This window comes from Serratia sp. CY82433 (assembly GCF_052166535.1).
GTDB lineage: Bacteria > Pseudomonadota > Gammaproteobacteria > Enterobacterales > Enterobacteriaceae > Serratia > Serratia sarumanii.
Genome location: NZ_JBJNOR010000001.1, coordinates 1,464,467 through 1,489,205 on the forward strand (window position 1 = coordinate 1,464,467; position 24,739 = coordinate 1,489,205).

Genomic DNA, 24,739 nt, shown 5'->3' on the forward strand with positions numbered 1-24,739 from the left:
GCCCTGGATAGCCGATGCGGCTTACTGCGTGTTGGAGGTATCCTGGCTGCTGCCGGTCTGCGCCGCGTCACCGCGATCGTCGCCATTGCTCAGGCGGGTATAGACGATCTTCTGGGTGTCGTTTTCGCAGTGGCCGACCACTTGGCCGCCCGCTTGATCGGCCTGATCGTTAGGCACGATCTCCAGTTTGAAGCCGGACTCCGGAACGCCGTTATTGATGATTTTCTGCGAAATGTCCGCTTTCACGCTTTCGCAGGAGGCCAGAGCCGCCAACGGCGCGCCGGCCAGCAAGACAGCGGTTAATATCAGCGTTTTCTTCATCACGTCATCCTTTTAGACAATGGACTTCCTGTAACAGGATAGCAGTAATGGCGGCCGGGTTTCACGCTTGCCCACCCGCCGCAGGCGGATTAAGGATTAATCCGACGCCCGGTCTGACGATCCAGACATTTACGGGTGTCAGGCTCCCAGTACGCGTTGACGTTGTTGCTGTCGTTGCAGCGATCTTCGTCATCCGCCGCGCGATCGGCCTTGTCGAACTCTTTCTCGACGCGAGTGTTAACCTTGTGGCGCAGGGATTTGGTATCATTCCACTGCTCTTTGCTCTGGCGCGCTTCTTCGGTGCTCATCGCGCCGCTGCCTTTGCCATCGACGGTGACGCAGGTGCTGCCCTGCGTGCAGGTGGCGGCCAGCGCCGGCGCCTGCCAGGCGCCCATAACGGCCAGCATGGCGACCGGCAGCATCCCGCGCAGCAGTCGTTGGGTCGAAAATGTTTTCATCGTTTCATCCTTATGAGTGAGTGCGCCTGATGATGGCGGCACTGGCGTTACTTCGCCCGCAGGCGTGGTGACAAATATACCACCGCGCTTCTGAAATTCACCAGCCAAGCGCCGATTCGTTTACTTTATCGAGAGAAAACTGCGACCGATGTTAAAAACCACGCTGTTGTTTTTCGCCACCGCCCTGGCTGAAATTATCGGCTGTTTCTTGCCTTATCTCTGGCTCAAAAAGCAGGGCAGCGCCTGGCTATTGCTGCCGGCGGCAGTGAGCCTGATGCTGTTTGTCTGGCTGTTGACGCTGCATCCGGCGGCCAGCGGGCGGGTCTATGCGGCCTACGGCGGCGTGTATGTGGCGACGGCGCTGCTGTGGCTGCGGGTGGTGGACGGGGTGAAGCTGTCTGCGCTGGACTGGGTGGGCGCGGGGGTGGCGCTGGCGGGCATGTTGATCATCGTTTCAGGCTGGCGCGCAGCCTGAGCAAACACGGCGGGAGTCGCCTCCCGCCGCCGGAGATCAGGCGCCGCGGTGGATGTTCAGCCCGGCGAAGGACTGGCTGACCGGCATCATTTCCAGCGTGTTGATGTTGACGCGCGCCGGCAACGTCGCGACCCAGAACACCGACTCGGCGATGTCTTCCGGCGTCAGCGCATCGGCGCCTTCGTAGGTTTTGTTGACCTTGCCGTCATCGCCCTTGAAGCGCACGTTGGAGAACTCGGTGCCGCCCACCAGGCCCGGCTCGATATCGGTCACGCGGATGCGCGTGCCGTGCAGATCGGCGCGCAGCCCCAGGCTGAACTGTTTGACGAACGCCTTGGTGGCGCCGTACACGTTGCCGCCGGCGTAAGGCCAGTTGGCGGCGGTGGAACCGATGTTGATCACATGGCCGACGTTGCGCTCGACCATGGCCGGTAGCAGCGCACGCGTCATGTTCACCAGCCCTTTGGCGTTGGTGTCGATCATGGTTTCCCAGTCATCGGCGTTGGCCTTGTGCGCCGGCTCCAGCCCCAGCGCCAGCCCGGCGTTGTTCACCAGCACGTCGATCTGGCGCAGCTCGGCCGGCAGTGCTTCGATCGCCTGTTGAATGGCGGCGCGGTTGCGCACGTCGAGCCGCACGATGTGCAGCGCTTGCCCTAATTCGTCCTGCAGCTCTTCGAGACGCTCAAGGCGGCGCCCGGCGGCGATCACCTGATGGCCTTCACGGATAAAACGGCGCGCAATGGCCTCGCCGAAACCGGAGGTGGCGCCGGTAACAAAAATAATCATGTTGCTGTTCCTCAACTGTTTTTACCCTACATGCCTCTATCATTAGCACAAACCCGCTGGCAGTGGCAGCGGTTATCGCGGCGCAGAGAAAAAAAGGCCGCACCGGGCCGGCGGCCCGATGCTGATTAGCGCTGAGGCGGCAGGTGGTAGACCACGGCGTCATACTTGATGTTTTCACGCTTGCCGGCCAGCACGCCGCCCAGCGACTCGGCGAGGCGGCGGCTGGCGGTATTTTGCTCGGCCACCGGGTAGATAAGGTGCTGAGGCTGAAAGCGCTCGCTGACCCAGCGCGCGATGCCCTGCACGATTTCGCGCCCGTAGCCCTGGCCGTGCAGGCTCTCTTTCACCCAGATGCCCAGCTCCGGGGTGCGGCTGCGCAGGTTGTGCGCGCCGCCGACGCCAACAAACTGCCGGTCTTCGCGCCGACGGGCGACGAAGATCACTTCTTCGCCTTCGCGCATCAGCGGCAGCCAGCCTTGCCAGACGTTGGCGAAATCTTCCGGCGACGCCTCCGGCTCAAAGGTCATAAAGCGTGTCAGAGTGGGGGTGATCGCCTGGTAAACATCGTCGGCGTCTGCTGCGGTAAAGGGGGCAATCAACAAACGGTCGGTGTCCACGCGGCACTGAGAAAGGTCATTATGATTCATCTTATTTTCCCTCGCTTTTCAGGCCAGAACGGCAAAAAATCCGCGCCCATAAATCAGGGCGGATCGTCGATATTACGCGCATTGGCGGCAGAAGCGACTTATTTTTCGCCGCTTGGGCAAGATGGAAAGATCGGGATTAGTGACAATGTCACGTTATGAATGAAGCGGCGAGCGCGATGAGGTGCGCCCGCCGCCGGGGATCAGAACTTCACCGAGCCTTGCAGATAGATCGTACGCGGCTGGCCGATGTACAGACCTTTGTTATTGTCGTCATAGGCACGGGTGAAATACTCGTGGTTGAACAGGTTTTTCACGCCGACGCCCAGATTCAGGCCGGCCATTTCCGGGCCGAAATCATAGGCGGCGCGCACGCCCCACAGCATATAGCCGGGAATGCGGCCGGTGCTGCCGTCGGCGCTTTCCGCCACGGTGTTGGCGTTATCGGCGAACTGGCTGGATTGGAACTCGCCGTTGAGGTTAAACGCCCAGTTGCCCGGCGTGTAGTCCAGCCCCAGCGTGCCTTTATGCTTCGGTGAGAACGGCACCTGGTTGCCCTTGTAGCCGCCGTCTTCGCGGATAGTGGCGTTGACGTAGGCGTAGCTGGCGTAGGCGGTCAGATCGTCCAGTTTCGGCGTCAACTGCGACAGATCGTAACGCAGGCTGCCCTCCAGCCCGGCGTGGCGAGTTTTGCCGCGCGCGGTCACGCTGTCGGTCACCTGGTTGGAGTCGTACTGGTTGTTGAAGTTGATCAGGAACAGCCCGATTTCGCCGGTCAGCGCATCGCCGGCGTAGCGGGTGCCCAGCTCCCAGGTGCGCGCCTTCTCCGGTTCAATCTTGCCGCTGTCGACCGCTTTGCCCATCTGGCTGTACTGCACGGTGCCGAAGGAGCCTTCGGTGTTGGCGTACAGGTTCCAGTATTCGTTAAGGTGATACATCACGTTCAACGCCGGCAGCGGCGCGTTATAGCTGACGTCGAGGCGGTTGTTCTTGATGTAGTTGTTCTGATACGACTTGATGTACTCGTAGCGCATGCCTGGCGTGATGGTCCAGTCGCCGATGTCGATGCGATCGTCGATATAGAAGGCGTGCGCCTCGGTGCCGGACTGGGTATCGCGATCGTACGGGCTGGCGCTGGACGGCAGCCGGCCGGTGCTGGCCTTGCTGGTGTAGCGCAGCTCGTGGGTGGATTCGCTGACGTAGCGGTAGCCGACGCCGACCTCATGCGCCGAGTCTCCCCAGCGGAAGCTCTGGCTGTAGCGCGGTTCCACGCCGCGCACCCAGTATTCACGCGGTGACAACGTCAGATTTTTGCCCTGATCCAGATAGCCGCTGCGCAGGGTGTAGGTGTAGAAGCTCTGCACGTCGAACTTGTGCTGTTGATCCGGCTGATACTGATAGCCGAAGTTCGCCAGCTGGCGGCGGCCCCAGAACTTGTCGTACGGGCGCGTCGACTGGAACGGGTTGGCGTTGTAGTCCGCCCGGCTCAGGCCGCCCGGCATGTCCGCCTCGCCTTCGTAGTATTGCAGCAGGCTGTTGAAGGTGTGCACCTCGTTCGGGGCGTAACGGCTTTTCAGCATCACGTCGTCAATCTTGGTCGCGCTGTGCTCGCGCCAGTCGCTGCCGCGCGTGCCGGAGTAGAGCAGCGCCGCGCCGAAGCCGTTGTCGGCGGTGCCGCCGATCATCAGGTTGCCGGTGCCTTTCGGGTGATCCTGGCGCGAAGTCGGGCTGAGCTGCCCCTGCATGCCGGCCTCCATGCCGAAGGTTTTCGGGATGGCGCGGGTGACGAAGTTGACGACGCCGCCGACGCTCTGCGGCCCATAACGCACCGCGCCGCCACCGCGCACCACGTCGATCGCGTCCATATTGCCGAGCGAGACCGGCGCCAGCGACAGCTGCGGCTGGCCGTAAGGCGCGAAGGGCACCGGGATGCCGTCCATCAGCACGGTGGAGCGGCTGGCGAGGCGCGGGTTGAGGCCGCGAATGCCGAAGTTCAGCGCCATGTCATGGCTGCCGGTGCCGTTGTTCTCCGGCGCCACTACGCCCGGCACGCGGTTCAACGCTTCGCGCACGGTGGTGGTGCCGGTTTTGGCGAATTCTTCGCGGCGCACCACGTCGCGCGCGCCGGGATGTTCGAACACGTCTACCTGGCGGCCTTCCGCCAGCCAGTCACCGACCACGGTGATGTCTTCTTCCTTCTGCGGCTGAGGCAGTTTGGCCAGCGTGTAACCGTTGTTGCCGAGCGCTTTAGCCTGCAGGCCGCTGCCCGCCAGCAGGGCGTTCAGGCCGTCATCGACGCCGTAGCTGCCGCTCAGGCCTGGCGAACGTTTACCGGCGGTCAGCGTGCCGTCCACCGAGAGCGCGATGCCGGCGCGAGCGGCGAAAGCGTTCAGCGCGCCGTCCAACTCACCGGCCGGAATATGATAGGCTGCGGCGGCGCTGGCGGCGCTCGCCGTCAGCGGTGCGGCGAAGGCCAGGCCAATAGCCACGGCCAGCGGCGTGGCGCGTTTTCCCCAAAGCGAAGCCGGCGCTCCCTTTCCCCAAGCGTTGTTCATACCTTCTCCTGAATCATTTTTTATTTATTGCTGCAGTGTTTTCCTGGGAGTCGGATGAGCGAAGCAAAAGGGACAATCAAGAATGCGATTTTTTATCATTTTCATTTAAAAAGATTCAGGCGGGAACGATTTGCAGCCAATAGCGGGTAAAGTTCTGCAGGCGCACCGGCAGCGTCTGGCTGAGCAGGGCGAGGGCGCGATCGGTATCGTTGAGCGGGAAACTGCCGCTGACGCGCAGGCCGGCAACGGCCGGATCGCAGCTCAGGTGGCCGCGTCGGTAGCGCGCCAGTTCGGCGATCACCCGGTCCAGCCGCCATTGGCTGACGCTCAGCACGCCGCGCAGCCAGCCGTCCTCCGCCGCAGCCGGTTGCTTGTCGCTGAAGGCCGAGGCGCTGAAGCCGATCTGTTCCCCGGCGTCCACCCGGCGCGTTTGCTGCGGATCCTGCGCCAGCTGCGCTTCGACTGCATGCTCCAGCACCGTCAGGCGCGTCTCGCCGCCGATATCGCGCACCAAAAAGCGGGTGCCGAGCGCGCGCATCGCCCCCTGCGGGCTTTGCACCCACAGCGGCCGGGGGTCGCGCCCGGTAATCAGGCTGATTTCTCCGGCGTGCAAGCGGATCAACCGTTGACGATCGTCGTAATGCACGTCCACCGCACTGGCGGTGTTCAGCACCAGTTGGGTGCCGTCGCTTAACACAATGGGTTTGATTTCGCCGGTGGCGGTGCGGTAGTCGGCGCGCAGCTCCCGGCCGAACGGCGATTGGTAAAGGAAACCGCCGCCGCCTACGCCAAGCAACAGCAGCAGGCTCTTCAGCAGGGTGCGGCGATCGATTGCCGACTGGCGGCCGGCGCGATCGAGCGCGCGGTAGCTGAACTTGCCCGGCACGCCCTGCAGCTGGCTCTGCAGCGCTTCGACGCGCTGCCAGGCCCAGCGGTGATCGGCGTGCTGCTGGTGCCAGGCTTGCCACTGTAGGCGCTGGCGGTCGGTGACGTGCTCATCGCACAACAGGGCATACCAGTGTGCGGCCATCTTCAGCGCCTGGCGCTGCTCGGGGGTAATGGCGTTGCTCATGAGAAAACGTCGTTTTCCAGGCTGAACAGCAGGCAATGCTCGGTGGCCTTGGCCATGTATTTTTTAACCGAACTGACCGACACGCCGAGGCGCACGGCGATGTCCGCATAGCCCAGGCCTTCGAGCTGCGACAGCAGAAAGGCCTGTTTCGCTTTTGGCCCCAGGCCGTCGAGCATGGCATCGATCTGCTGCAGGCTTTCCAACAGGCTCTGGCGCTGTTCCGGCGACGGGGCGTAGCCTTCCGGGATCAGCGTCAGCATCTCCAGATAGGCGCGCTCCAGCGTTCTGCGGCGGAACAGATCGACCATCACCCGCTTGGCGACGGTGACCAGAAAGTCTTTCGGCTCGCGCAGGGTCGCCGCGGCGTCGCTTTTCAGCAGGCGCATAAAGGTGTCCTGCGCCACATCGTCCGCGTCGAAAGCGCAGCCCAGCCGACGGCGCAACCATCCCTGCAACCAGGCGTGATGGGTGGCGTAAAGGCGCGACAGCGCGGCGTGCGGGGCGGAAGCGGTGGCGGACATGGTTTTCGCATTGCTGGTCAAAAAGATGCGCGGATGATAATTGAGAATGGTTATCGTTTCAAGTTTGTCGGGTGGGTTCCTGAATGGTTCCGGCCTCTTTTTATCGCGTTGAAATAGGCTGACGGGCGCGAAAATATCCCTTTGCCCATTAAAGGTGCAGCAACGGTGTTATTTCGGTAAGCAAACGGTTGCTATTAGTCTGCCGTCGAAGATCGCCGCGTGTTTTATTCTTTTTCTTCGGTTGGTTTTCTTTGTTTAATTAGTATCACTTTGTTTTAACGTGAAAATATATTTTATGTCGGTCTGTTGGCACACGGCTTGCTATGCTTAACCCGGTCTTTAAGTTTGGGCAACAGAAGGCATTGTTTCATCGACGCAGGTTATTATGCGGGTGAGATTGGCCGGTCGTCACAAGGAAGAAAATAATGGCACTGCAATTCACCACGGCTATTCGTGGCAATTTTTTTGATATCGCAGCCTGCGTGGAGGAACCGCAACAGCTTGACGAACGCCTGCGGCACATTCCCGACGGTTTGTTGCTGCTGAACGGGGGCGTCATCGTCTGGTTCGGCAGCTGGCAACAGTGTGAGGCGCTGCTGCCGCCGGGTTTCGCGGTCACGGAGTATCGCGACAAACCGATCGTACCGGGCTTTATCGACACCCATATCCACTATCCGCAAACCGAAATGATTGGCGCCTATGGCGACCAACTGCTGGACTGGTTAAATAATTACACCTTCCCGACCGAAAGCCGCTATGGCTGCGAGCGGCACGCCGACGCGATGTCGGCCTTCTTTCTGCGGGAGTTGCTGAGCAACGGCACCACCACCGCGCTGGTGTTCGGCAGCGTGCATCCGCAGTCGGTCGATGCGCTGTTCAGCCAGGCGCAAACGCTGAACATGCGCCTGATCGCCGGTAAGGTGATGATGGATCGCCATGCGCCGCAGGCGCTGCTGGAAACGCCGGAGCAGAGTTACCGCGACACGCGCGAGTTGATTGAACGCTGGCACGGCAAAGGCCGCCTCGGTTACGCCATTACGCCGCGCTTTGCGCCAACCAGCACCCCGGCGCTGCTGGCGCAGGTGCAGCGGCTGCGCGAAGAATTCCCCGACGTGTGGCTGCAGACGCACCTGAGCGAGAATCCGCAGGAAGTGGCCTGGGTAAAATCGCTGTTCCCGCAAAGCCAAAGCTATCTGGACGTTTACCATCGCTACGGCATGACCGGCGGCAAAAGCGTGTTCGCCCACTGCCTGCACCTGGAGGAGCAGGAGTGGGACTGCCTGTGCGAGACCCGCTCGGCGATCGCCTTTTGCCCCACCTCCAACCTGTTCCTCGGTAGCGGGCTGTTCGACCTGCAGCAGGCCTGGCGCAAGCGGGTGAAGCTCGGCATCGGCACCGACGTGGGGGCAGGCACCTCCTTCAATATGCTGCGCACGCTGGGCGAGGCGTACAAGGTCGGCCAGCTGCAGCATTACCGGCTCTCCGCCGTAGAAGCGTTCTATCACGCCACCCTGGGCGGCGCCCGCGCGCTGTCGCTAGACGACAAAATCGGCAACTTCGACGTCGGCAAAGAGGCGGATTTCGTGGTGCTCGATCCGGCGGTGACGCCGCTGCAGCAGTTACGCTACGCCAACAGCGCCACGCCGGCGGAACAAGGCTTCGTGCTGATGACGCTGGGGGACGATCGCAATATTTATCGCACCTATGTGGACGGCAAGGTGGTTTATCAGGCGGCGCGCTGACGCAGCCGCATTCACTCCCAGTATCGAAGCGTCCAACGTCGTTGTCTTTATCTGGTTATTGAGCGGGAAAGGGCGGGAGAGACGTGAAGTTATTTGCACAGGGTTAACACTGTTGAGCGGATACTATTATCAGGAATGACTCTGCGCGTATTTTTAATTAAACATTATATAAAGGATTTATTGCTCATGCTCGTGTCTGACCCCCGTTATCACTTGTTAGCCGTCTGCAGCGCTCAGCATCTGCGCGCTGTAGCTGAAAGAATCTGTGCTCGCGATAAACTAGAACCGCTAGCGTTTGATGCTGTTCTTTGGCGGAGTTGTTGGACATCACCACTGCCAACCATATCGCCAGAGTCGTCAAGTGAGTTTTTGCAATCGGTGGGGCATGTTTATCCTCGCGCCACTTATGAACTAAGGTCTTGGCTCATCTCTGGCAGACGTAAGTTGGATCTGCAAGCTGCCGACAAGCTGATTTATCTTGCTCGCGTGATCGAGAAGGAGTGGAAAGTTGAAGAGCAACCTTCCGTTTGGCGCAAGCACCCCAGCAACAGGCTCAATGGTTATGCGTACAATATCGTACAGATTCTTATACATACCAGCGTATCCGAGGATTATCCAAAGGAGAATAATATCTCTCACCGGCATGATTTGCTTACGCATTCACCGAGTAACTCAAGGCTCACGGCTTGGATGGAAAAATATCAACATAGCTCAAAAGACCCCTTTGTTTTCGCACGGCTTGATGTGACACGTATCAGTAATATGAGGGAGTTATTTCTATGGCAGATTTCGCTTGAAACCCGTAGCGGATTATATACTTCGGCAACCTTCGAGGCTGCAGTAGGGACAAGAATCAGGTCATACGATCGTCCGGTGCCCGGTCGGCGCATTCAAGCGTTCATAGGTTATATCTAATCGAGTTAACGCGCCGCTATAGCTACAGGGAGCGAATCATCGTGGAATGAGTATTCTAATCACTTGTTTTTGCTCAAACTGCCAACTGCACCTAAGCTAGGAGGTGACTCAGAGGGAGCGATTCCCCGAGACCTTATTCCGTGAACATGGAGGAGTTTCGATTTGATGCGTTTATCCACATTGGTGCTGGCGATCGGCATGGCGCTTGGCTCGCAGGCACAGGCAGCAGAAACCCAACCTCACGCCGACCATAGCGCGCTGCCCAGCGGCCAGGCGAAGGAGGCTAACGTGACCGGTGAAGCCAATCAGCACGACAAGCAAAAGACTCAAAATCCGTTCTTCTATCAAAGCCGTCTGCCGTTCCAGGCGCCGCCGTTCAACCTGATCAAGGAGAGCGACTACGCGCCGGCGATCGCAGCGGGCATCAAGCAAAAGCGGGAAGAGGTGGAGAAGATTGCCAACAACCCGGCCAAGCCCAACTTCAAAAATACCTTCGTGGCGCTGGAGCAGGCTGGTTCGTTGCTGACGCGGGTGATGAACGTGTTCGGCGCCATGACCTCGGCCAACACCAGCGACGCGCTGCAAAAGCTGGATGAAGAAACCTCGCCGAAGCTGGCGGCGCTGAACGACGACATTATGCTCAACGGCAAGCTGTTCGCGCGCATCAAGGCCATCTATCAGGATCGCGACGCGCTGAAGCTGGATCCGGAGTCGCGCCGGCTGGTGGAAGTGACCTACAAGAACTTCGAGCTGGCGGGCGCCAACCTGTCGGACGCCGACAAGGCCAAGCTGAAGGCGCTGAACCAGGAAGCGGCGACGCTGAGCACCCAGTTCACCAACAAGCTGCTGGCGGCGAGCAAAAACGGCGCGCTGGCGATAACCGACCAGGCGAAGCTGGACGGCCTGTCGGAAGGCGAGCTGGCTGCGGCGGCCCAGGCGGCCGCCGAACGCAAGCTGGAGAAACAGTGGCTGCTGGTGCTGCAAAACACCACGCAACAGCCGTTGCTGCAGAGCCTGAAAGATCGCGACACCCGCCAGGCGCTGTTCGACGCCTCCTGGACGCGTGCGGAGAAGGGCGACGGCAACGATACCCGCCAGACCATTTCCCGTCTGGCTAAGGTGCGCGCCGAACAGGCCAAGCTGCTGGGCTACCCGAACTACGCCGCCTGGAAACTGCAAAACCAGATGGCCAAGACGCCGGATGCCGCGCTGAGCTTTATGCGCAACATCGTGCCGGCGGCCACCGCGCGCGCCGAGCGTGAAGCCAAAGACATTCAGGCGGTGATCGACCAGCAGAAAGGCGACTTCAAGGTGCAGGCCTGGGACTGGCAGTTCTACGCCGAACAGGTGCGCAAGGCCAAGTACGATCTGGACGAGTCGCAGATCAAGCCTTACTTCGAGCTGAACAACGTGCTGAACAACGGTGTGTTCTACGCCGCCAACCTGCTGTACGGCATCAGTTTCAAGGAGCGCAAGGACATTCCGGTCTATCAGCCGGACGTCAAGGTGTACGAAGTGTTCGACAAGGACGGCAAGTCGCTGGCGCTGTTCTACACCGACTACTTCAAGCGCGACAACAAGGGCGGCGGCGCCTGGATGAGCAACTTCGTCGATCAGTCGAAGCTCAACGGCACCAAGCCGGTGATTTACAACGTCGCCAACTTCACCAAACCGGCGCCGGGCCAGCCGGCGCTGCTGTCGTATGACGACGTAATCACCCTGTTCCACGAGTTCGGCCATGCGCTGCACGGCATGTTTGCCGATCAGGAATACCCGAGCCTGTCGGGCACCAACACCGCGCGCGACTTCGTCGAGTTCCCGTCGCAGTTCAACGAGCACTGGGTCAGCGATCCGAAAGTGTTCAGCCACTTCGCCAAGCACTACCAGACCGGCGAGGCGATGCCGCAGGAACTGGTCGACAAGATCAAGAAGGCCGACAAGTTCAACAAGGGCTACAGCATGACCGAGCTGCTGTCCGCCGCGCTGCTGGACATGCACTGGCACATGCTGACCGCCGATCAGCCGCAGCAGGACGTGGACAAGTTCGAGGCCGAGTCGCTGCAAAAAGACAAGGTCGATCTCAGCTACGTGCCGCCGCGCTACCGCTCCAGCTACTTCCAGCACATCTGGGGTAACGGCTATGCCGCGGGCTACTATGCCTATCTGTGGACGGAAATGCTGGCGGACGACGCCTTCCAGTGGTTCACCGAACACGGCGGCCTGACCGCCGAAAACGGCCAGCGCTTCCGCGACATGATCCTGTCGCGCGGCAACAGCCAGGATCTGGAGAAGCTGTACATCGACTGGCGCGGCAAAGAGCCGAGCATCGAACCGATGCTGATCAACCGCGGGCTGAAGGACGAGTAAGTTCGGCCACTCCCGGTAAGCAAACAAAAGGGCGCGTTATGCGCCCTTGGTCTTTTTGGCTTGGTCGACATTCAGCGGTTCACCACCTTGGCCGGCAGGGCCACCACCAGCAGCGAGCTGAGCAGCAGGCAGCCGGCGAAGGCCCAGAGCGCGCCGCCGCTCTTGCCGGTCAGATCCAACGCCAGCCCCATCAGCGAATTGCTCACCAGCCCGGCGATGTTGGCCAGCGAACAGGCCAGCGCGAAGCCGGTCGCCGCCGCCGTGCCGCGCAGGAAGGTGGCCGGCAGGCTGAAGAACACCGGCACCGCACCGATGATCGCCGCCTGGGCGATGGAGAACAGCAGCACCGTGGCCAGCGCGTTGTGGGTAAAGAAGGTGCTGCCGGCCATCGCCAGCGCGCCGACGATAAACGGCACGATGATATGCCAGCGCCGTTCGCGCAGCCGGTCGGAACTGCTGCCGATCAGCAGCATGCCGAGCAGGGCGGCGACGCTGGGGATCGCCGTCAGGTAACCGATGGTGGTGATGTCGGTGACGCCGGCGGTTTTGATGAAGGTCGGCATCCAAAAGCCCATGGCGTAGGCGCTGAGCAGAATGGCGAAGTCGATGCCGCCGAGCATCCAGACTTTCAGGTTGAAGAAGCCGTCGCGGAAGCTGTGCTTGCCGTGATCGGCCTCGGCGTCGTCGCGCGCCAGATCGTCGGCGATGCGCTGTTTCTCCTCGGGCGTCAGCCACTTGGCCTGCTGGTAGGTGTTAGGCAACAGCCAAAAGGTCAGCACGCCCAACAGCACGCTGGGAATGCCCTCCAGCAAAAACAGCCATTGCCAGCCGTGCAGCCCGTGAAGCATGTCGAAATGGCCCATGATCCAGCCGGACAGCGGCCCGCCGATCACGCTGGACAGCGGCAGGCCGATCATGAACAGCGCGATGATGCGGCCGCGGCGATAGGTCGGGAACCACAGCGTCAGGTAAAAGAGCACGCCGGGCAGGAAACCGGCCTCCGCCACGCCGAGCAGGAAACGAATGACGTAGAACTGGGTCGGCGTGGTGACGAACATGGTGGCGGTGGACAACAGCCCCCAGGTGATCATGATGCGGGCGATCCACATCTTGGCGCCGACGCGCTGCAGGATCAGGTTGCTCGGCACTTCGAACAGAATATAGCCGACGAAGAACAGCCCGGCGCCGAGGCCGAAGGCCGCTTCGCTCAGCTGCAGCGCGTCGGCCATCTGCAGCTTGGCCAGCCCGACGTTGATGCGATCGAGGTAGGCCGCCAGGTAACACAGGCAAAGAAACGGGATCAGTTTCCAGGTGATTTTGCGGTACAGCAGCAGCGATTCTGCGTCCGCTTTCCCCGCCAGCGGGGTGTCGACAATGGCCATGATGTTGTCTCCAGGTGGTGCGTGTTGGCCTCCGCAGGAGGCGCCTGTTGTGTTTGCGTTGCAGGGGCGCCGCCCTGTTTCGGGCGGTCGCGTGAGGCGCTGTTTGCGCCTTCGTTATTGTCGTTGCAGGTGAATCCTTGACTCATAACCGGTTCAGGTAGTCGAGCGCCTCCCGTTTGTGCACCACGTCGCCGTATTTGCTGTCGATATCGAACAGGTTGGCTTCGTGCGGGCCGGGGTGACGATCGCCGACGCACTCGCGCACCACCATGGCGCGAAAGCCGTGCTGCACCGCGTCTACCGCGCTGGCGCGGATGCAGCCGCTGGTGGAGCAGCCGATCATCAGCAGCGTGTCGATCCCTTGCGCCACCAGCAGCGGCGCCAGCGCGGTGCCGAAGAAGGCGCTGGCGTATTGCTTGCTCAGCACCACCTCATCGGCCAGCGGCGCTATCGCCGGGCAGAACGCCGCCAGCGGGTTGCCCGCCACCATGTCCTTCATCACCGGCGCTTTTTTGACCCACAAACCGCCATCGGCAAAATGGCCTGCATGATAACGGATATGGGTGTGGATGACAGGAATTCCCGTGCGGCGCGCGCAGGCCAGCAGCTCGCGGCTCTCCTCGACCGCGCTCACCACGCCCGGCGCGAACAGCGGCGCGCCTTCGGTGGTGTAGGCCTGCATAAAGTCGATCGCCAGCAGCGCCGGGCGCCGGCCGAAGCCGATGCGCTGGCCCCAGACGCCGCGGTAGTTGTCGCTGAGGGTGTCGTTCATTCTGCCTCCTCAATAGGCGCCGGACAGCAGGGCGCCGGCGCCGGGGACGATCGGTTCCAGCTCCAGCGCGGTCAGCATCGCGTAAGTGGTGGCGATGGCGGCGGTGATCACCGGTTTGCCGGTTTGGGCCTCCACCGTCGGAACCGCCGGCAGCGAAGGCATCTGCACGCAGGCGGACAGCACGATAGCATCGACCTCGCGTAAATCCATCTCGGCGACGATCCCCGGCAGCCTGGCCGGATCGTGCCGGCCGACTTCGAGGTTGTCCGGGATCTCCAGCGCGCGCCATACCTTGACCTCAATGCCTTCGTGCTGGATGTAGTCCACCACCAGCTGGGTCAGCGGTTTCATATAGGGCGCCACCAGCGCAATGCGTTTGGCGCCGATCACCTTCAGGCCGTTGACCAGCGCGCCGGCGCTGCTGATAACCGGCGCGGCGGCCTGATTGTCTTTCGTCACCTGCGCCAGCCGAGCCTGCGATTCGCGGTGGTAGCCCAGCCCCATCGCCATGATGGCCACCAGGCAGGCGTAGCCGAGCACGTCGACCCGCGCGTCGGACAGCTCCAGCGCGCAGCGATCGGACTCGGCGTCCATCGCCGCCAGCTCTTCTTTATTGACGTGTTTCATGCGCATGCGGCTGGAATGAAAGGTGAAACGCTCCGGGCGTATCAGCTGGCGCGCGCCCAGCATCGCCGGGATCTCGGTTTCCATCGTGGTGTTGGAGCTGGGCACGATCTGGCCGATGCGGTAGTGGTTGCTCATGTCGGTGTTCCTCAGTTAATCCAGAAAATCGCCCAGGGCGCGGAAGAAGCCGTCGAAGTCGTCCCACGGGATCATGTGCCCGGCGTTCTCGACCTCGACGATGGCGATCTCCGGCTGCAGTGCGCGGATCTCCGCCCGGTCTTCGGGCTGAATGACGCCGCCTTTGCCTGCGGCCATCAGCAGCGTCGGCATGGTCAGCAGCGGGTAGTCGCGGTGGCTGTCCACCTGATGAAAATCGTCGTAGGCGCGTTGGATCGCCGGCTCGTAGCAGGTGTGCAGCCACTCGGCGCGCAGCCGGCGCTGCTCTTCGCTCCAGGTCGGGCAGAAGGCGCGCATCTGCTCGGCGCTCATGCCCGGCAGCGACTGCCGGATCGAGTCGGCGTACCACGGCCATTGGCCGGGATAGGCGCGGCGGCCGGGGCCGGAAACCGGCGGATCGACCAGCACCAGCCGCCGCACGCCGGCGGGCTGCAAAACGGCGGCGCGCAGGGCGAAGCGGGCGCCCATCGAATGGCCGAGCAGGGCGTAACTGTCCAGGCTCAGCGCGGCGGCGAAGGCGTTGACGTCCTGCGCGCAGGTCTCCGCGTCATAAGCCAGTTCCGGGCCGCTGGACGACAGACCGCGGCCGCGCACGTCGAGCACGTAGACGTCGTATTTTTCCCCCAGCCGCTCGGCGACGAAGCCCCAGGTGATCGCCGGGCTGGTGATACCGGGGATCAGGATCAGCGCCGGGCCGTGGCCGCCGTAGCGCAGGTAGTGTTGGCGAATGCCGTTGGCGTGAACGTGGGCGCCGTAGAGGAAGGTGCTCATGCGGCGTTCTCCGATTTCAGCGCTTGCGCGTACAGGTCATAGCCGTAGACCCAGGCCGGATCTTCCTGGGTGCGCAGGAAGGTGTTGGCGTTGGACACCGCCTGCACCCGTGAAGCGCGCTCCTTGCGGTTGGCTTCATACAGCTGGAAGGCGGTGCGGTAGTCGCCGAGGCCGGTTTCCTGCAGGCAGCGGGTCAGCATGGCGGCGTCTTCGATCGCCATCGCCGCGCCCTGCGCCATGTGCGGCTTCATCGGGTGGCAGGCGTCGCCGAGCAGCACCAGGCGGCCTTCGCTCCACAGCGGCAGCGGTTTGCGGTTCAGCAATGGCCATTTGGTGACCTGCTCGCTGGATTCGATCAGCGCCTGCACGATCGGGTGGTAGCCGGCGAAGGTCTCGAACATCTCTTCGCGGCTGCTGTCGATGAAGCTGCCCTGGAAATCCCAGGCCGGGTGTGGCACGCCGCTGACGTAGTAATACTCGTCGCGCCGTTGGGTGGTGTAGTAGACCATCAGATGGCGGTCCGCCGACCACCACTTCACGCAGTCTTCGAACGTCAGGTTGTATTTCGCCAGCTTCTCGCCGCGGATCAGCGCGCGGTGGGCCACCCAGCCGCTGTAGGTCGGCGCTTCGGCGCCCAGCAGATGTTCGCGGATGCGCGAATTGATGCCGTCGGCGCCGATCACGATGTCGGCATGGGCCGAGGTGCCGTCGACGAAGTTCAGCACCACCTCGTCACCGCGATCTTCAATCTTGCTCAGGCATTTGCCGAAGTGCAGGGTGCCGGGCTGCAGCGCGGAAAGTTGCAACGCCTGCAAATCGCCGCGGTGCACCGTCACATAGGCGGCGCCGTACTCCCGGCGGGCAAAGCCGCCCAGTTCGATGCGCGACAGGTAGTCGCCGCTTTCGGCGTCGCGGCTGAACCAGAAATCGGGATGAGACGCCATCTGCTCCAGCCGCTGCTCAATACCGAGCCGGCGGAAAATCTTCAGTACGTTCGGCCCCATGTGAATGCCGGCGCCGAGGCGCGAGAACGCCGGGCTCTGTTCATACAGATCGACGGTAAAGCCGGCTTTTTGCAGCAGCCCGGCGGCGGCGGCGCCCCCCAGCCCGGCGCCGACGACGGCGATGCGTGGTTGTTTGCTCATCATGTTTCCCCTGTCTGTTGGCTTTTTTCAGCGTAGGCCCAACGCGTGGCTGGACGATCGATTTATAGTGTATGCGCTAGATAACGCAAAGTTGCAAAAGTGTTAAATCAGATCTTGCTCACGCTAATTGACAGCGCTTTACTGTTAAACTCATGTTAATCACAGGATTGACAAGGGATGAAATAGGACTTTCTTATGGTGGATATTCGCAGCTTGCTTTCCTTTGATTTTTTGACTTAGATAAAAATGAGTGTGTTCACTTTAAATTGTTTGAAAAATCACCGCCACCTTGCGGGCGGCGGACACCCTTGACGAGACAGGAGACAGGCCATGGCGGTCAATGAAACCCAGTTGGTACAGCTGTTCGAGCAGGTGCTTACGCTGTCGAAGGTCGATGCTTCGCAGAGCGTGGCGATTTTGAAAAGCCATTATTCCGATGCGCGCACGGTGCGCGCCGCGACCGACGCGGCGCTGCGGCTGGGCGCCAGGGTGTATGCCGTCGAGCTGCCGGCGTTCAACCATCCGCGGGCGATGGGCAACGACATGACCGCCTATTGCGGCGATACCGCGCTGACCGGCAACCTGGCGGCGCAGCGTGCGCTGGAGGCCGCCGACCTGATCGTCGATACCATGATGCTGCTGCATTCGCCCGAGCAGGAGCAGATCCTGAAAACCGGCACCCGCATCCTGCTGGCGGTGGAGCCGCCGGAGGTGCTGGCGCGCATGTTGCCTAACGCGGAGGACAAGGCGCGGGTGCTGGCCGCCGCCGCCGTGCTGGAGCAGGCGAAGCTGATGCAGGTGACCTCCGCCGCCGGCAGCGATTTCCGCGCGCCGCTCGGGCAATACCCGACGGTGACCGAGTACGGCTATGCCGATGAACCGGGGCGCTGGGATCACTGGCCGAGCGGTTTCCTGTTCACCTGGCCGAATGAGGAGCAGGCGGAAGGGGTGCTGGTGCTGGAGGTCGGCGATATCTTGCTGCCGTTTAAAAGCTACGCGCGCGAACGCATCACGCTGGAGATCGAACAAGGGTTCGTCACCCGCATTCACGGCGGCTTCGAGGCGGAATACCTGCGCGAATACATGAAATACTTCGACGATCCGGAGGTGTACGGCATCTCGCATATCGGCTGGGGCCTGCAGCCGCGCGCCCAGTGGACGGCGATGGGCCTGCACGACAAGAACGACGGCATGTGCATGGACGCGCGCGCGTTCTACGGCAACTTCCTGTTCTCCACCGGGCCGAACACCGAAGTGGGCGGCACGCGCAAAACGCCTTGCCATATGGACATCGCGCTGCGCCGCTGCGACATCCGCCTCGACGGGCAAACGGTGGTGGCGGACGGGGAAGTGGTGGCGCCGGAGGCCTCGCGCGTGCGTCGGGTTTAATCGTTGCTGCCAACGGCGGGGGTTTGTACTATTCTCGTGAATTCCATAGATGGTGAGAGTAACGCAATGACGCCCCCCGAATACCCGTCAGCCGTGAGCGGCCAACCCGAAAATTATCATTTTACCGAGCAAGTCGGGCACCTGCTGCGCAAGGTTTATCAGCGCCACCTGGCGATTTTTCAGCAAAATGTCGGCGATTCGCAGCTGACGGCGGTGCAGTTCATCACCCTGTGCGCGGTGCGCGATATGGGGCCGAGCTCGCTGACCGAGCTGGTGCAGGTGACGGCGGTGGATCAGGCCACCATACGCGGCATCGTCGAGCGGCTAAAGGCGCGCGATCTGATCACGGTGACGCCGGATCCGGTGGATCGGCGCAAGGTGGTGGTCGGCCTGACCGACGCCGGCGCCGTGCTGCTGACGGAAACGGTGCCGCAGGCGGCGAAAATCACAGAGCTGACGTTCGGCACGCTCAACCCGGCCGAACGGATAGCGCTGATATTCCTGCTGAATAAAATGCTGGAAGATCCGCCCACCGGCTGATTCGCCCGCGCAACGTCGGTTGCCTGGTGGTCGGTGGTGAGAGGCCAGCCCATAAGACCATCAAGTGCAGGCGGAGACGCGAACAATGGCGATATCTGAAGTGCAATCGCCCAGGGAAGGCGCGAAAACCACGCTGACGGAGCATCCGCTGATGCTGTCGGTGAACGGCGAACAGCTTCATGCGCAGGTGATGGCGGATACGCCGCTCTTGCTGGTACTGCGCAACGATCTGGCGCTCAACGGCCCGAAATACGGCTGCGGCCTGGGCGAATGCGGCGCCTGTACCGTGTTGATCGACGGCGTGGCGGCGCGCTCCTGCGTGATCCCGGCGCTCGGCGTGTCCGGCCGGGCGATCGTGACCCTGGAAGGCCTTGGCGATCGCCAGCGCCTGCATCCGGTGCAGCGTGCCTTTATCGAAGAGCAGGCGGCGCAATGCGGCTACTGCCTCAACGGCATGATCATGACCACCAAAGCCCTGTTGGATCGCAATCCCGCCCCGAGCGAGGTGGAGATCCGTCAGGCGCTGTCCGGCAACCTGTGCCGCTGCGGCACCCATCTCGAAATCCTGCGTGCGGTTCAGCGCGCCATCATTCTCTGCCGCGATGAGGGCGCCCACGCTTATGACTGATTCCCGTCCCTCATCGCCGAGCCAGGCCGAATTGCTGCAGCGCGACGGCGTGCTGCTGATCGTCGACAGCGTGCAACCGCCTTCGGGGCCGGTGCCCAAAGGGCAAGCGCCGGTGCTGAAGCCCAGGGAGCAAGGGCTGTTTATCGCCCTGTGCGACGGCGGCGAAATCTATGCCTTTAACGGCCATGTCGATCTCGGCACCGGCGTGCGCACCGCGCTCGGCCAGATCGTCGCCGAAGAGCTGTACCTGCGCATGGATCAGGTGCGCATGGTGTTGGGCGATACCGAGCGCGCGCCGAATCAGGGCGCCACCATCGCCAGCGCCACGCTGCAGATCTCCGCCGTGCCGCTGCGCAACGCCGCCGCCGAAGCGCGCCGTTGGCTGTTGCGCCAGGCGGCGCAGCGCTTCGATGCGCCGGTGGAACAGCTGACGCTGGAGGATGGCGTGATCCGCAGCCCGCAGTGGCAGGCGCTCAGCTACGCCGAACTGGTGGCCGGCGGTCATGTCGAGCTGTCGATTTCCGGCGACGCACCGCTGAAACCGCAGGCAGAATATCGCCTGGTGGGCACCAGCGCCGCGCGCGTCGATATTCCGGCCAAGGCGACCGGCGAAACCACCTACGTACACGATATGCGCCTGCCGAATATGCTGCACGGCCGGGTGGTGCGGCCGCCCTATGCCGGGTACGACAGCGGCGAATTTGTCGGCACCAGCCTGCTGGCGGTTGACGAAACCTCGATCGCGCATATTCCCGGCATCGTCAAACTGGTGGTGATCGGCGATTTCATCGGCATTGTCGCCGAGCGCGAAGAGCAGGCGATCAAGGCGGCGCAGGCGCTGCAGGTCAGTTGGAAAGACTGGCGGCGCAATTTGCCGCAGATGACCGACGTGGCGCAGGCGCTGCGCGACAACCCGCACTCGACCCGGGTGGTGCACGATACCGGCGATGTGGACGCGGCGCTGGCGGCGGCCGACAGGCGTTTCACCCGCAGCTACCTGTGGCCGTATCAGCTGCATGCCTCAATTGGCCCTTCCTGCGCGCTGGCGGACTACCGGCCGGAGCGCCTGCAGGTCTGGTCGGGCAGCCAGAACCCGCACCTGCTGCGCGCCGATCTGGCCTGGCTGCTGGAATACCCGGAAGCGCAGATCGAGATCGTTCGCATGGAGGCGGCCGGTTGCTATGGCCGCAATTGCGCCGATGACGTCTGCGCCGACGCGGCGCTGCTGTCGCGCGCGGTGGGCAGGCCGGTGCGGGTGCAGCTGACCCGCGAGCAAGAGCATGTGTGGGAACCAAAGGGCACCGCGCAGCTGATGGAGGTGGACGGCGGGCTGGACGCCGCCGGGCATCCGGTCGCCTACGATTTTCGCACCTATTATCCTTCCAACGGCGCGCCGACGCTGGCGCTGCTGCTGACCGGCCGGGTTGAACCGCTGCCGGTGGCCTATGAAATGGGCGACCGTACCTCGGTACCGCCTTACGAATATCCGGCGCTGCGCGTCAGCATCGAGGACATGGCGCCGATCGTGCGCGCCTCCTGGATGCGCGGCGTTTCCGCCTTGCCGAACACCTTCGCCCACGAGTCTTATATCGATGAGCTGGCCCACGCCGCCGGCGTCGATCCGCTGGAATATCGGCTGCGCTATATCGATGATGAACGCGCCAGTGAACTGATGCGCAGCACGGCAGAACGCGCCGGCTGGACGCCGCATACCAAACCGATGCAGACCCCGGCAGAAGACGGCGTGCTGCGCGGGCGCGGCTTTGCCTACGCCCGTTACATCCACAGCAAGTTTCCCGGCTTTGGCGCGGCCTGGGCCGCCTGGGTGGCCGACGTGGCGATCGACAAAGCCAGCGGCGAAGTGGCGGTGACGCGCATCGTGGTCGGCCACGACGCGGGCATGATGGTCAACCCGGACGGCGTGCGCCACCAAATTCACGGCAACGTGTTGCAATCGACCAGCCGGGTATTGAAAGAGCGCGTGACCTTTGAGGAATCGACGGTCTCCGCCAAAGAATGGGGAGCTTACCCGATCCTAACCTTCCCGGAGGTGCCGGAAGTGGACGTGGTGATGATGCCGCGCCCTTACGATCCGCCGCTGGGCGCCGGGGAATCGGCGTCGGTGCCCAGCGCGGCGGCCATCGCCAACGCGGTATTCGACGCTACCGGCATTCGTTTTCGCGAGCTGCCGATCACCTCGGACAAACTGCGCGAGGCGCTGAACGGGCCGGACGCCGAGCGGCAGACCGCCCCGCCCAAGAAAAAGAAGCGCGGCAAATGGTGGTTCGGCGGCGCGGCGGGGCTGTTCGGCGCGGTGCTGGGCATCGCCGGCAGCGCCTTGCCGTGGCGGGCGGAGATCGCGCCGGTGGCGACGCCCGGCGCCGGCACCTGGTCGGCGGCCACGCTGGAGCGCGGCCGCCAGTTGGCCGCCGCCGGAGACTGCGCGGTTTGCCATACCGCGTCGGAAGGGGCGACCAACGCCGGCGGGCTGGCGATGGCGACGCCGTTCGGCACGCTCTACAGCACCAACATTACCCCGGACGTGGCAACCGGCATCGGCAACTGGTCGTTTACCGCGTTCGATCGGGCGATGCGCCAGGGCATCGCCCGCGACGGCCGCCATCTGTATCCGGCATTTCCTTACACCGCCTTCAGCAAAATGACCGACGGCGACATGCAGGCGCTGTACGCTTATCTGATGTCGCAACCGGCGGTGCGCCAGAGCAATCCGGCCAATCAGATGCGCTTCCCGTTTAACCTGCGGCCGCTGATGGCCGGCTGGAACGCGCTGTTCCTGCGCCAGGGGGAATATCAACCCGATCCGCAACAAAGCGCGCAGTGGAACCGCGGCGCCTATCTGGTCAACGGGCTTGGCCACTGCGCCGCCTGCCATTCGCCGCGCAATCTGCTGGGGGCGGAAAAGGGCGGCGCGGCTTTCCTGGCGGGGGGAATGGTGGACGGGTGGGAAGCGCCGGCGCTGAATCAATTGGCCAATGCGGACAAGCCCTGGACCGAGGAACAGCTGTTTCAGTACTTCCGCAGCGGGCATTCCGCCGAGCACGGCGTGGCGGCCGGGCCGATGGGGCCGGTGGTCAGCGAACTGGCGACGTTGCCGCAGAGCGATCTGCGGGCGATGGCCAACTATGTGATGTCGCTGAGCACCAAGGCGACGCTGAATGTGGAACCGCAGGCGCAGTTGGCGGCCCGCGCCTTGCCGGCGGTGGGGCAACTGGCCGGAGAGCGGTTATTTCAGGGCGCTTGCCAGGCCTGCCACAGCGCCGCCGCCGGCGGGCCGCAGCTGTTCGGCGTCAGTCCCGATCTGGCCAATAACACCAATATCTTCAGCGATCGCCCCGATAACCTGATCAAGGTGATCCTGCAAGGGATCCCCAAACCGGCTACCGCCGAATTGGGCTTTATGCCGGGCTTTAAGGACAGCTTTTCCGATCGGCAGGTGACGGCGCTGGTGAATTATCTGCGCCAACGCTATGCCGGCGACAAACCGGCCTGGCGCGACGTGGAGGCGCAGGTGGCGCGGCTGCGCGCGGAGCCGGGGAATCATTAACATTGTAAATTGTTACATTGGGTTATTGACTGGCGGCGCTCATTTGGTGATTAATGTTAGCCTGATTTTTACCTTACCTATAAAAAACAGGAAGTTAACATGGCATTAACCACGCATAAAATGGAAAGCGGCCTGGCCGTAACAGTTCGTTTACCTGAGAATCAGGCCAAGGTTCCGGCGATTATTCTGTGTCACGGCTTCTGCGGCATTCAGGAGCTGTTGCTGCCGGCCTTTGCCGAGGCCTTCGTCAACGCCGGTTTTGCGGCGGTGACGTTTGACTATCGCGGCTTCGGCGCTAGCGAGGGTGAACGCGGGCGGCTGGTGCCGGCGCTGCAGATTGAGGACATTCTGGCGGTGAGCCGTTGGGTGCAAACGCAGCCGCAGATCGACAGTGAGCGCATCGGCCTGTGGGGCACATCGTTTGGCGGTTGCCACGTGTTCGGCGCTGCCGCGGCCGAACCGGCCATCAAGTGCATCGTTAGCCAGCTGGCCTTCGCCGACGGGGAAACCATCGTGACGGGGAAAATGGCCGCCGATGAAAAACAGGCGTTCATCGCCACGCTGGACAAAATGGCGGAGAAGAAACAGGCCACCGGCAAAGAGATGTTTGTCGCCGTCACCCGGGTGTTGAGCGATGACGAGTCGAAAGCGTTCTTCGAGGAGAACAAGGCGCGCTACCCGGCGATGGACATCAAGATCCCGTTCCTGACCGTGCGCGAAACGCTGCGCTATCAGCCGCGCGACAATGCGGCGCGCGTCACATGCCCGGTGCTGGTGGTGGTGGCGGGCAACGATACCGTCAACCCGCCGGAGCAGGGCATCGCGTTGTATGAGGCGATAGGCAGCGCGAAAAAGGCGCTGCACGTCGAGCAGAATGCGAAGCACTACGACATGTACGCCGGCCCGCATTTCGCCGGCATCATCGGCCGTCAGATCGCCTGGTTCAACGAGCACCTGTAATACCGTCCTCCTCCTGGCGCAGAAATGCCACCAGCCGCTGCGCCGGCAATGGCAGCTGCGCCCGTTCGCGCACCACGATCGACAGACGCCGGATCGCCCAGTCGTCCGTCAGCGGCAGGGCGTTGCGCAGGATCTCGGGCAGCCGCCGAGCGCTCTCTTCCGGCACCACCGCCAGACCGGCGCCGCGCAGCACCATGCGGCAGATGGCGTCGAAATTGGCGGCGCGCGCCCGCAGCCGCATCGGGCCGCCGCTGCGTATCGCCAGCTGCTCCAAATGCTGTTGCAGCGCGCTCTGTTCCGGCAGGCCGATAAAGTCGAAAGGCAGGGCGTCCGCAAAGCTGAGCTGGCGGCGGCCGCTGAGCGCATGCCCCGGCGGCAGCGCCAGCACCAGACGATCCTGCCGGAAGGGGTAGCTTGCCAGCCCGCGCAGATCGGCATGATCCGCCACGATGCCGATATCCGCTGCCCGTTCGGCGATCGCCTGCGCGATGGCCGGGCTGGGCAGCTCCTCCAGCGCGATGTCGGTGTACGGGTGCAGCACCAGAAAATCCGCCAGCAGTTCCGGCAGAAAAGCGTCGGCGGCGACGGTATTGGCGACGATGCGCAGCTGGCTGCGCTGGCCCGGCGCGAACTCGGCCATGTCGCCGCGCAGCCGGTCGCGCTGCTGCAGCAGCACGCGCGCGTGTTGCAACAGGCGTTCACCGGCGGGCGTCGCCTGGACGCCGCGCGGATTGCGCGTCAGCAGCGCCACGCCGGCCTGTTGCTCCAGCCCGCGCATGCGTGCGCTGGCGGCGGCCAGCGACAGCCCGACGCGCTCGGCGCCGGCGGTGATGCTGCCGGTCTCGAGCACCGCCGCCAACAGCCGCAGATCGATAAAGTCAAAATGCATGCGTTCTTCCTCTGTCTTTGCCGCAGGCAGGCTCTGCCATT

The 24,739-nt window shown here is 62.8% G+C and carries 22 protein-coding genes; 9 read left to right on the forward strand and 13 right to left on the reverse strand.

All coding sequences use genetic code 11. The features are described 5' to 3' along the window. Positions 1-21: 21 nt before the first annotated feature. Positions 22-321, reverse strand: a complete 300-nt coding sequence (locus tag ACJ8PI_RS07305; RefSeq protein WP_047567632.1) for a DUF1161 domain-containing protein — start codon at positions 319-321, stop codon at positions 22-24. Between the two features lie 89 nt (positions 322-410). Next, positions 411-779: a DUF1283 family protein gene (locus tag ACJ8PI_RS07310; protein WP_004938560.1), complete on the reverse strand. Its 369-nt coding sequence runs from the start codon at positions 777-779 to the stop codon at positions 411-413. 148 nt (positions 780-927) lie between these two features. Between ACJ8PI_RS07310 and ACJ8PI_RS07315 the strand changes: the two genes are divergently transcribed. Then, a complete protein-coding gene (locus ACJ8PI_RS07315) occupies positions 928-1,254 on the forward strand; it encodes a YnfA family protein (protein ID WP_033648230.1) in 327 nt (108 codons plus the stop codon). A 36-nt stretch (positions 1,255-1,290) separates the two neighbouring features. Here ACJ8PI_RS07315 and ydfG read toward each other — a convergent pair whose 3' ends face one another. The 5 genes from ydfG to fecI form a co-directional block, all read right to left on the reverse strand. After that, positions 1,291-2,040 carry a bifunctional NADP-dependent 3-hydroxy acid dehydrogenase/3-hydroxypropionate dehydrogenase YdfG gene (gene ydfG / locus ACJ8PI_RS07320; RefSeq protein WP_025302722.1) on the reverse strand — a complete coding sequence of 250 codons (750 nt, stop codon included), beginning with the start codon at positions 2,038-2,040 and terminating at the stop codon, positions 1,291-1,293. A gap of 125 nt (positions 2,041-2,165) precedes the next feature. After that, the gene (locus ACJ8PI_RS07325; protein ID WP_074027291.1) at positions 2,166-2,687 is read right to left on the reverse strand and encodes a GNAT family N-acetyltransferase; all 522 of its coding nucleotides are present in this window, start codon (positions 2,685-2,687) and stop codon (positions 2,166-2,168) included. Between the two features lie 200 nt (positions 2,688-2,887). After that, positions 2,888-5,239 carry a TonB-dependent Fe(3+) dicitrate receptor FecA gene (gene fecA, locus ACJ8PI_RS07330; protein WP_041034990.1) on the reverse strand — a complete coding sequence of 784 codons (2,352 nt, stop codon included), beginning with the start codon at positions 5,237-5,239 and terminating at the stop codon, positions 2,888-2,890. Positions 5,240-5,354: 115 nt separating this feature from the next. Then, positions 5,355-6,311, reverse strand: a complete 957-nt coding sequence (gene fecR / locus ACJ8PI_RS07335; protein ID WP_041034992.1) for a ferric citrate uptake sigma factor regulator FecR — start codon at positions 6,309-6,311, stop codon at positions 5,355-5,357. Beyond that, entirely contained in the window at positions 6,308-6,832 is a 525-nt protein-coding gene (gene fecI, locus ACJ8PI_RS07340) for a ferric citrate uptake sigma factor FecI (RefSeq protein ID WP_033638471.1), read from the reverse strand. Before fecI ends, fecR begins: the two co-directional genes overlap by 4 nt. A gap of 425 nt (positions 6,833-7,257) precedes the next feature. On the opposite strand from fecI, the gene guaD reads away from it, so the two are divergent. From guaD to dcp, 3 genes are all read left to right on the forward strand, one after another. Next, positions 7,258-8,574 (forward strand): guanine deaminase, encoded by a 1,317-nt coding sequence (guaD, locus tag ACJ8PI_RS07345; RefSeq protein WP_164134267.1) that lies wholly within the window; start codon positions 7,258-7,260, stop codon positions 8,572-8,574. Positions 8,575-8,760: 186 nt separating this feature from the next. Beyond that, on the forward strand, positions 8,761-9,489 hold the full coding sequence (locus tag ACJ8PI_RS07350; protein ID WP_164134266.1) for a hypothetical protein: 729 nt from the start codon (positions 8,761-8,763) through the stop codon (positions 9,487-9,489). A 165-nt stretch (positions 9,490-9,654) separates the two neighbouring features. Beyond that, positions 9,655-11,856: a peptidyl-dipeptidase Dcp gene (gene dcp / locus ACJ8PI_RS07355; protein WP_164134265.1), complete on the forward strand. Its 2,202-nt coding sequence runs from the start codon at positions 9,655-9,657 to the stop codon at positions 11,854-11,856. A 71-nt stretch (positions 11,857-11,927) separates the two neighbouring features. On the opposite strand, the gene ACJ8PI_RS07360 is transcribed toward dcp, so the two are convergent. The 5 genes from ACJ8PI_RS07360 to ACJ8PI_RS07380 all read right to left on the reverse strand — a co-directional run bounded on the left by ACJ8PI_RS07360 (position 11,928) and on the right by ACJ8PI_RS07380 (position 16,730). Continuing rightward, positions 11,928-13,238 carry an MFS transporter gene (locus tag ACJ8PI_RS07360; protein ID WP_033655189.1) on the reverse strand — a complete coding sequence of 437 codons (1,311 nt, stop codon included), beginning with the start codon at positions 13,236-13,238 and terminating at the stop codon, positions 11,928-11,930. A gap of 142 nt (positions 13,239-13,380) precedes the next feature. Next, positions 13,381-14,010, reverse strand: a complete 630-nt coding sequence (locus ACJ8PI_RS07365) for an N-carbamoylsarcosine amidohydrolase (protein ID WP_164134264.1) — start codon at positions 14,008-14,010, stop codon at positions 13,381-13,383. Positions 14,011-14,019: 9 nt separating this feature from the next. Next, positions 14,020-14,772, reverse strand: a complete 753-nt coding sequence (locus ACJ8PI_RS07370; RefSeq protein ID WP_015377793.1) for a maleate cis-trans isomerase family protein — start codon at positions 14,770-14,772, stop codon at positions 14,020-14,022. Between the two features lie 15 nt (positions 14,773-14,787). Beyond that, the gene (locus ACJ8PI_RS07375; protein ID WP_039566278.1) at positions 14,788-15,582 is read right to left on the reverse strand and encodes an alpha/beta hydrolase; all 795 of its coding nucleotides are present in this window, start codon (positions 15,580-15,582) and stop codon (positions 14,788-14,790) included. Further along, positions 15,579-16,730 (reverse strand): FAD-dependent monooxygenase, encoded by a 1,152-nt coding sequence (locus ACJ8PI_RS07380; RefSeq protein WP_033634450.1) that lies wholly within the window; start codon positions 16,728-16,730, stop codon positions 15,579-15,581. The genes ACJ8PI_RS07375 and ACJ8PI_RS07380 overlap by 4 nt, the downstream gene beginning before the upstream one ends. A gap of 327 nt (positions 16,731-17,057) precedes the next feature. On the opposite strand from ACJ8PI_RS07380, the gene ACJ8PI_RS07385 reads away from it, so the two are divergent. From ACJ8PI_RS07385 to uilS, 5 genes are all read left to right on the forward strand, one after another. Next, positions 17,058-18,116 (forward strand): 2,5-dihydroxypyridine 5,6-dioxygenase, encoded by a 1,059-nt coding sequence (locus ACJ8PI_RS07385; RefSeq protein WP_164134263.1) that lies wholly within the window; start codon positions 17,058-17,060, stop codon positions 18,114-18,116. 66 nt (positions 18,117-18,182) lie between these two features. Continuing rightward, a complete protein-coding gene (locus ACJ8PI_RS07390; protein WP_033634451.1) occupies positions 18,183-18,656 on the forward strand; it encodes a MarR family winged helix-turn-helix transcriptional regulator in 474 nt (157 codons plus the stop codon). Between the two features lie 85 nt (positions 18,657-18,741). After that, entirely contained in the window at positions 18,742-19,284 is a 543-nt protein-coding gene (locus tag ACJ8PI_RS07395; protein WP_126192949.1) for a (2Fe-2S)-binding protein, read from the forward strand. Then, positions 19,277-22,849 carry a molybdopterin cofactor-binding domain-containing protein gene (locus ACJ8PI_RS07400; RefSeq protein WP_164134262.1) on the forward strand — a complete coding sequence of 1,191 codons (3,573 nt, stop codon included), beginning with the start codon at positions 19,277-19,279 and terminating at the stop codon, positions 22,847-22,849. Before ACJ8PI_RS07395 ends, ACJ8PI_RS07400 begins: the two co-directional genes overlap by 8 nt. 99 nt (positions 22,850-22,948) lie before the next feature. After that, positions 22,949-23,809, forward strand: coding sequence for a UilS family quorum-quenching N-acyl-homoserine lactonase (uilS, locus tag ACJ8PI_RS07405; RefSeq protein WP_164134261.1), 861 nt, complete (start codon positions 22,949-22,951; stop codon positions 23,807-23,809). Here uilS and ACJ8PI_RS07410 read toward each other — a convergent pair. Next, the gene (locus tag ACJ8PI_RS07410; RefSeq protein ID WP_039566275.1) at positions 23,793-24,698 is read right to left on the reverse strand and encodes a LysR family transcriptional regulator; all 906 of its coding nucleotides are present in this window, start codon (positions 24,696-24,698) and stop codon (positions 23,793-23,795) included. The two genes, uilS and ACJ8PI_RS07410, sit on opposite strands and share 17 nt — an antisense overlap. Between the last annotated feature and the right edge of the window lie 41 nt (positions 24,699-24,739).

What these genes read in the sequence shown, in the direction of transcription:
- ACJ8PI_RS07305 (WP_047567632.1), bottom strand. Translation starts at nt 321, where the DNA reads ATGAAGAAAACGCTGATATTAACCGCTGTCTTGCTGGCCGGCGCGCCG.
- ACJ8PI_RS07310 (WP_004938560.1), bottom strand. Translation starts at nt 779, where the DNA reads ATGAAAACATTTTCGACCCAACGACTGCTGCGCGGGATGCTGCCGGTC.
- ACJ8PI_RS07315 (WP_033648230.1), top strand. Translation starts at nt 928, where the DNA reads ATGTTAAAAACCACGCTGTTGTTTTTCGCCACCGCCCTGGCTGAAATT.
- ydfG (WP_025302722.1), bottom strand. Translation starts at nt 2,040, where the DNA reads ATGATTATTTTTGTTACCGGCGCCACCTCCGGTTTCGGCGAGGCCATT.
- ACJ8PI_RS07325 (WP_074027291.1), bottom strand. Translation starts at nt 2,687, where the DNA reads ATGAATCATAATGACCTTTCTCAGTGCCGCGTGGACACCGACCGTTTG.
- fecA (WP_041034990.1), bottom strand. Translation starts at nt 5,239, where the DNA reads ATGAACAACGCTTGGGGAAAGGGAGCGCCGGCTTCGCTTTGGGGAAAA.
- fecR (WP_041034992.1), bottom strand. Translation starts at nt 6,311, where the DNA reads ATGAGCAACGCCATTACCCCCGAGCAGCGCCAGGCGCTGAAGATGGCC.
- fecI (WP_033638471.1), bottom strand. Translation starts at nt 6,832, where the DNA reads ATGTCCGCCACCGCTTCCGCCCCGCACGCCGCGCTGTCGCGCCTTTAC.
- guaD (WP_164134267.1), top strand. Translation starts at nt 7,258, where the DNA reads ATGGCACTGCAATTCACCACGGCTATTCGTGGCAATTTTTTTGATATC.
- ACJ8PI_RS07350 (WP_164134266.1), top strand. Translation starts at nt 8,761, where the DNA reads ATGCTCGTGTCTGACCCCCGTTATCACTTGTTAGCCGTCTGCAGCGCT.
- dcp (WP_164134265.1), top strand. Translation starts at nt 9,655, where the DNA reads ATGCGTTTATCCACATTGGTGCTGGCGATCGGCATGGCGCTTGGCTCG.
- ACJ8PI_RS07360 (WP_033655189.1), bottom strand. Translation starts at nt 13,238, where the DNA reads ATGGCCATTGTCGACACCCCGCTGGCGGGGAAAGCGGACGCAGAATCG.
- ACJ8PI_RS07365 (WP_164134264.1), bottom strand. Translation starts at nt 14,010, where the DNA reads ATGAACGACACCCTCAGCGACAACTACCGCGGCGTCTGGGGCCAGCGC.
- ACJ8PI_RS07370 (WP_015377793.1), bottom strand. Translation starts at nt 14,772, where the DNA reads ATGAGCAACCACTACCGCATCGGCCAGATCGTGCCCAGCTCCAACACC.
- ACJ8PI_RS07375 (WP_039566278.1), bottom strand. Translation starts at nt 15,582, where the DNA reads ATGAGCACCTTCCTCTACGGCGCCCACGTTCACGCCAACGGCATTCGC.
- ACJ8PI_RS07380 (WP_033634450.1), bottom strand. Translation starts at nt 16,730, where the DNA reads ATGATGAGCAAACAACCACGCATCGCCGTCGTCGGCGCCGGGCTGGGG.
- ACJ8PI_RS07385 (WP_164134263.1), top strand. Translation starts at nt 17,058, where the DNA reads ATGGCGGTCAATGAAACCCAGTTGGTACAGCTGTTCGAGCAGGTGCTT.
- ACJ8PI_RS07390 (WP_033634451.1), top strand. Translation starts at nt 18,183, where the DNA reads ATGACGCCCCCCGAATACCCGTCAGCCGTGAGCGGCCAACCCGAAAAT.
- ACJ8PI_RS07395 (WP_126192949.1), top strand. Translation starts at nt 18,742, where the DNA reads ATGGCGATATCTGAAGTGCAATCGCCCAGGGAAGGCGCGAAAACCACG.
- ACJ8PI_RS07400 (WP_164134262.1), top strand. Translation starts at nt 19,277, where the DNA reads ATGACTGATTCCCGTCCCTCATCGCCGAGCCAGGCCGAATTGCTGCAG.
- uilS (WP_164134261.1), top strand. Translation starts at nt 22,949, where the DNA reads ATGGCATTAACCACGCATAAAATGGAAAGCGGCCTGGCCGTAACAGTT.
- ACJ8PI_RS07410 (WP_039566275.1), bottom strand. Translation starts at nt 24,698, where the DNA reads ATGCATTTTGACTTTATCGATCTGCGGCTGTTGGCGGCGGTGCTCGAG.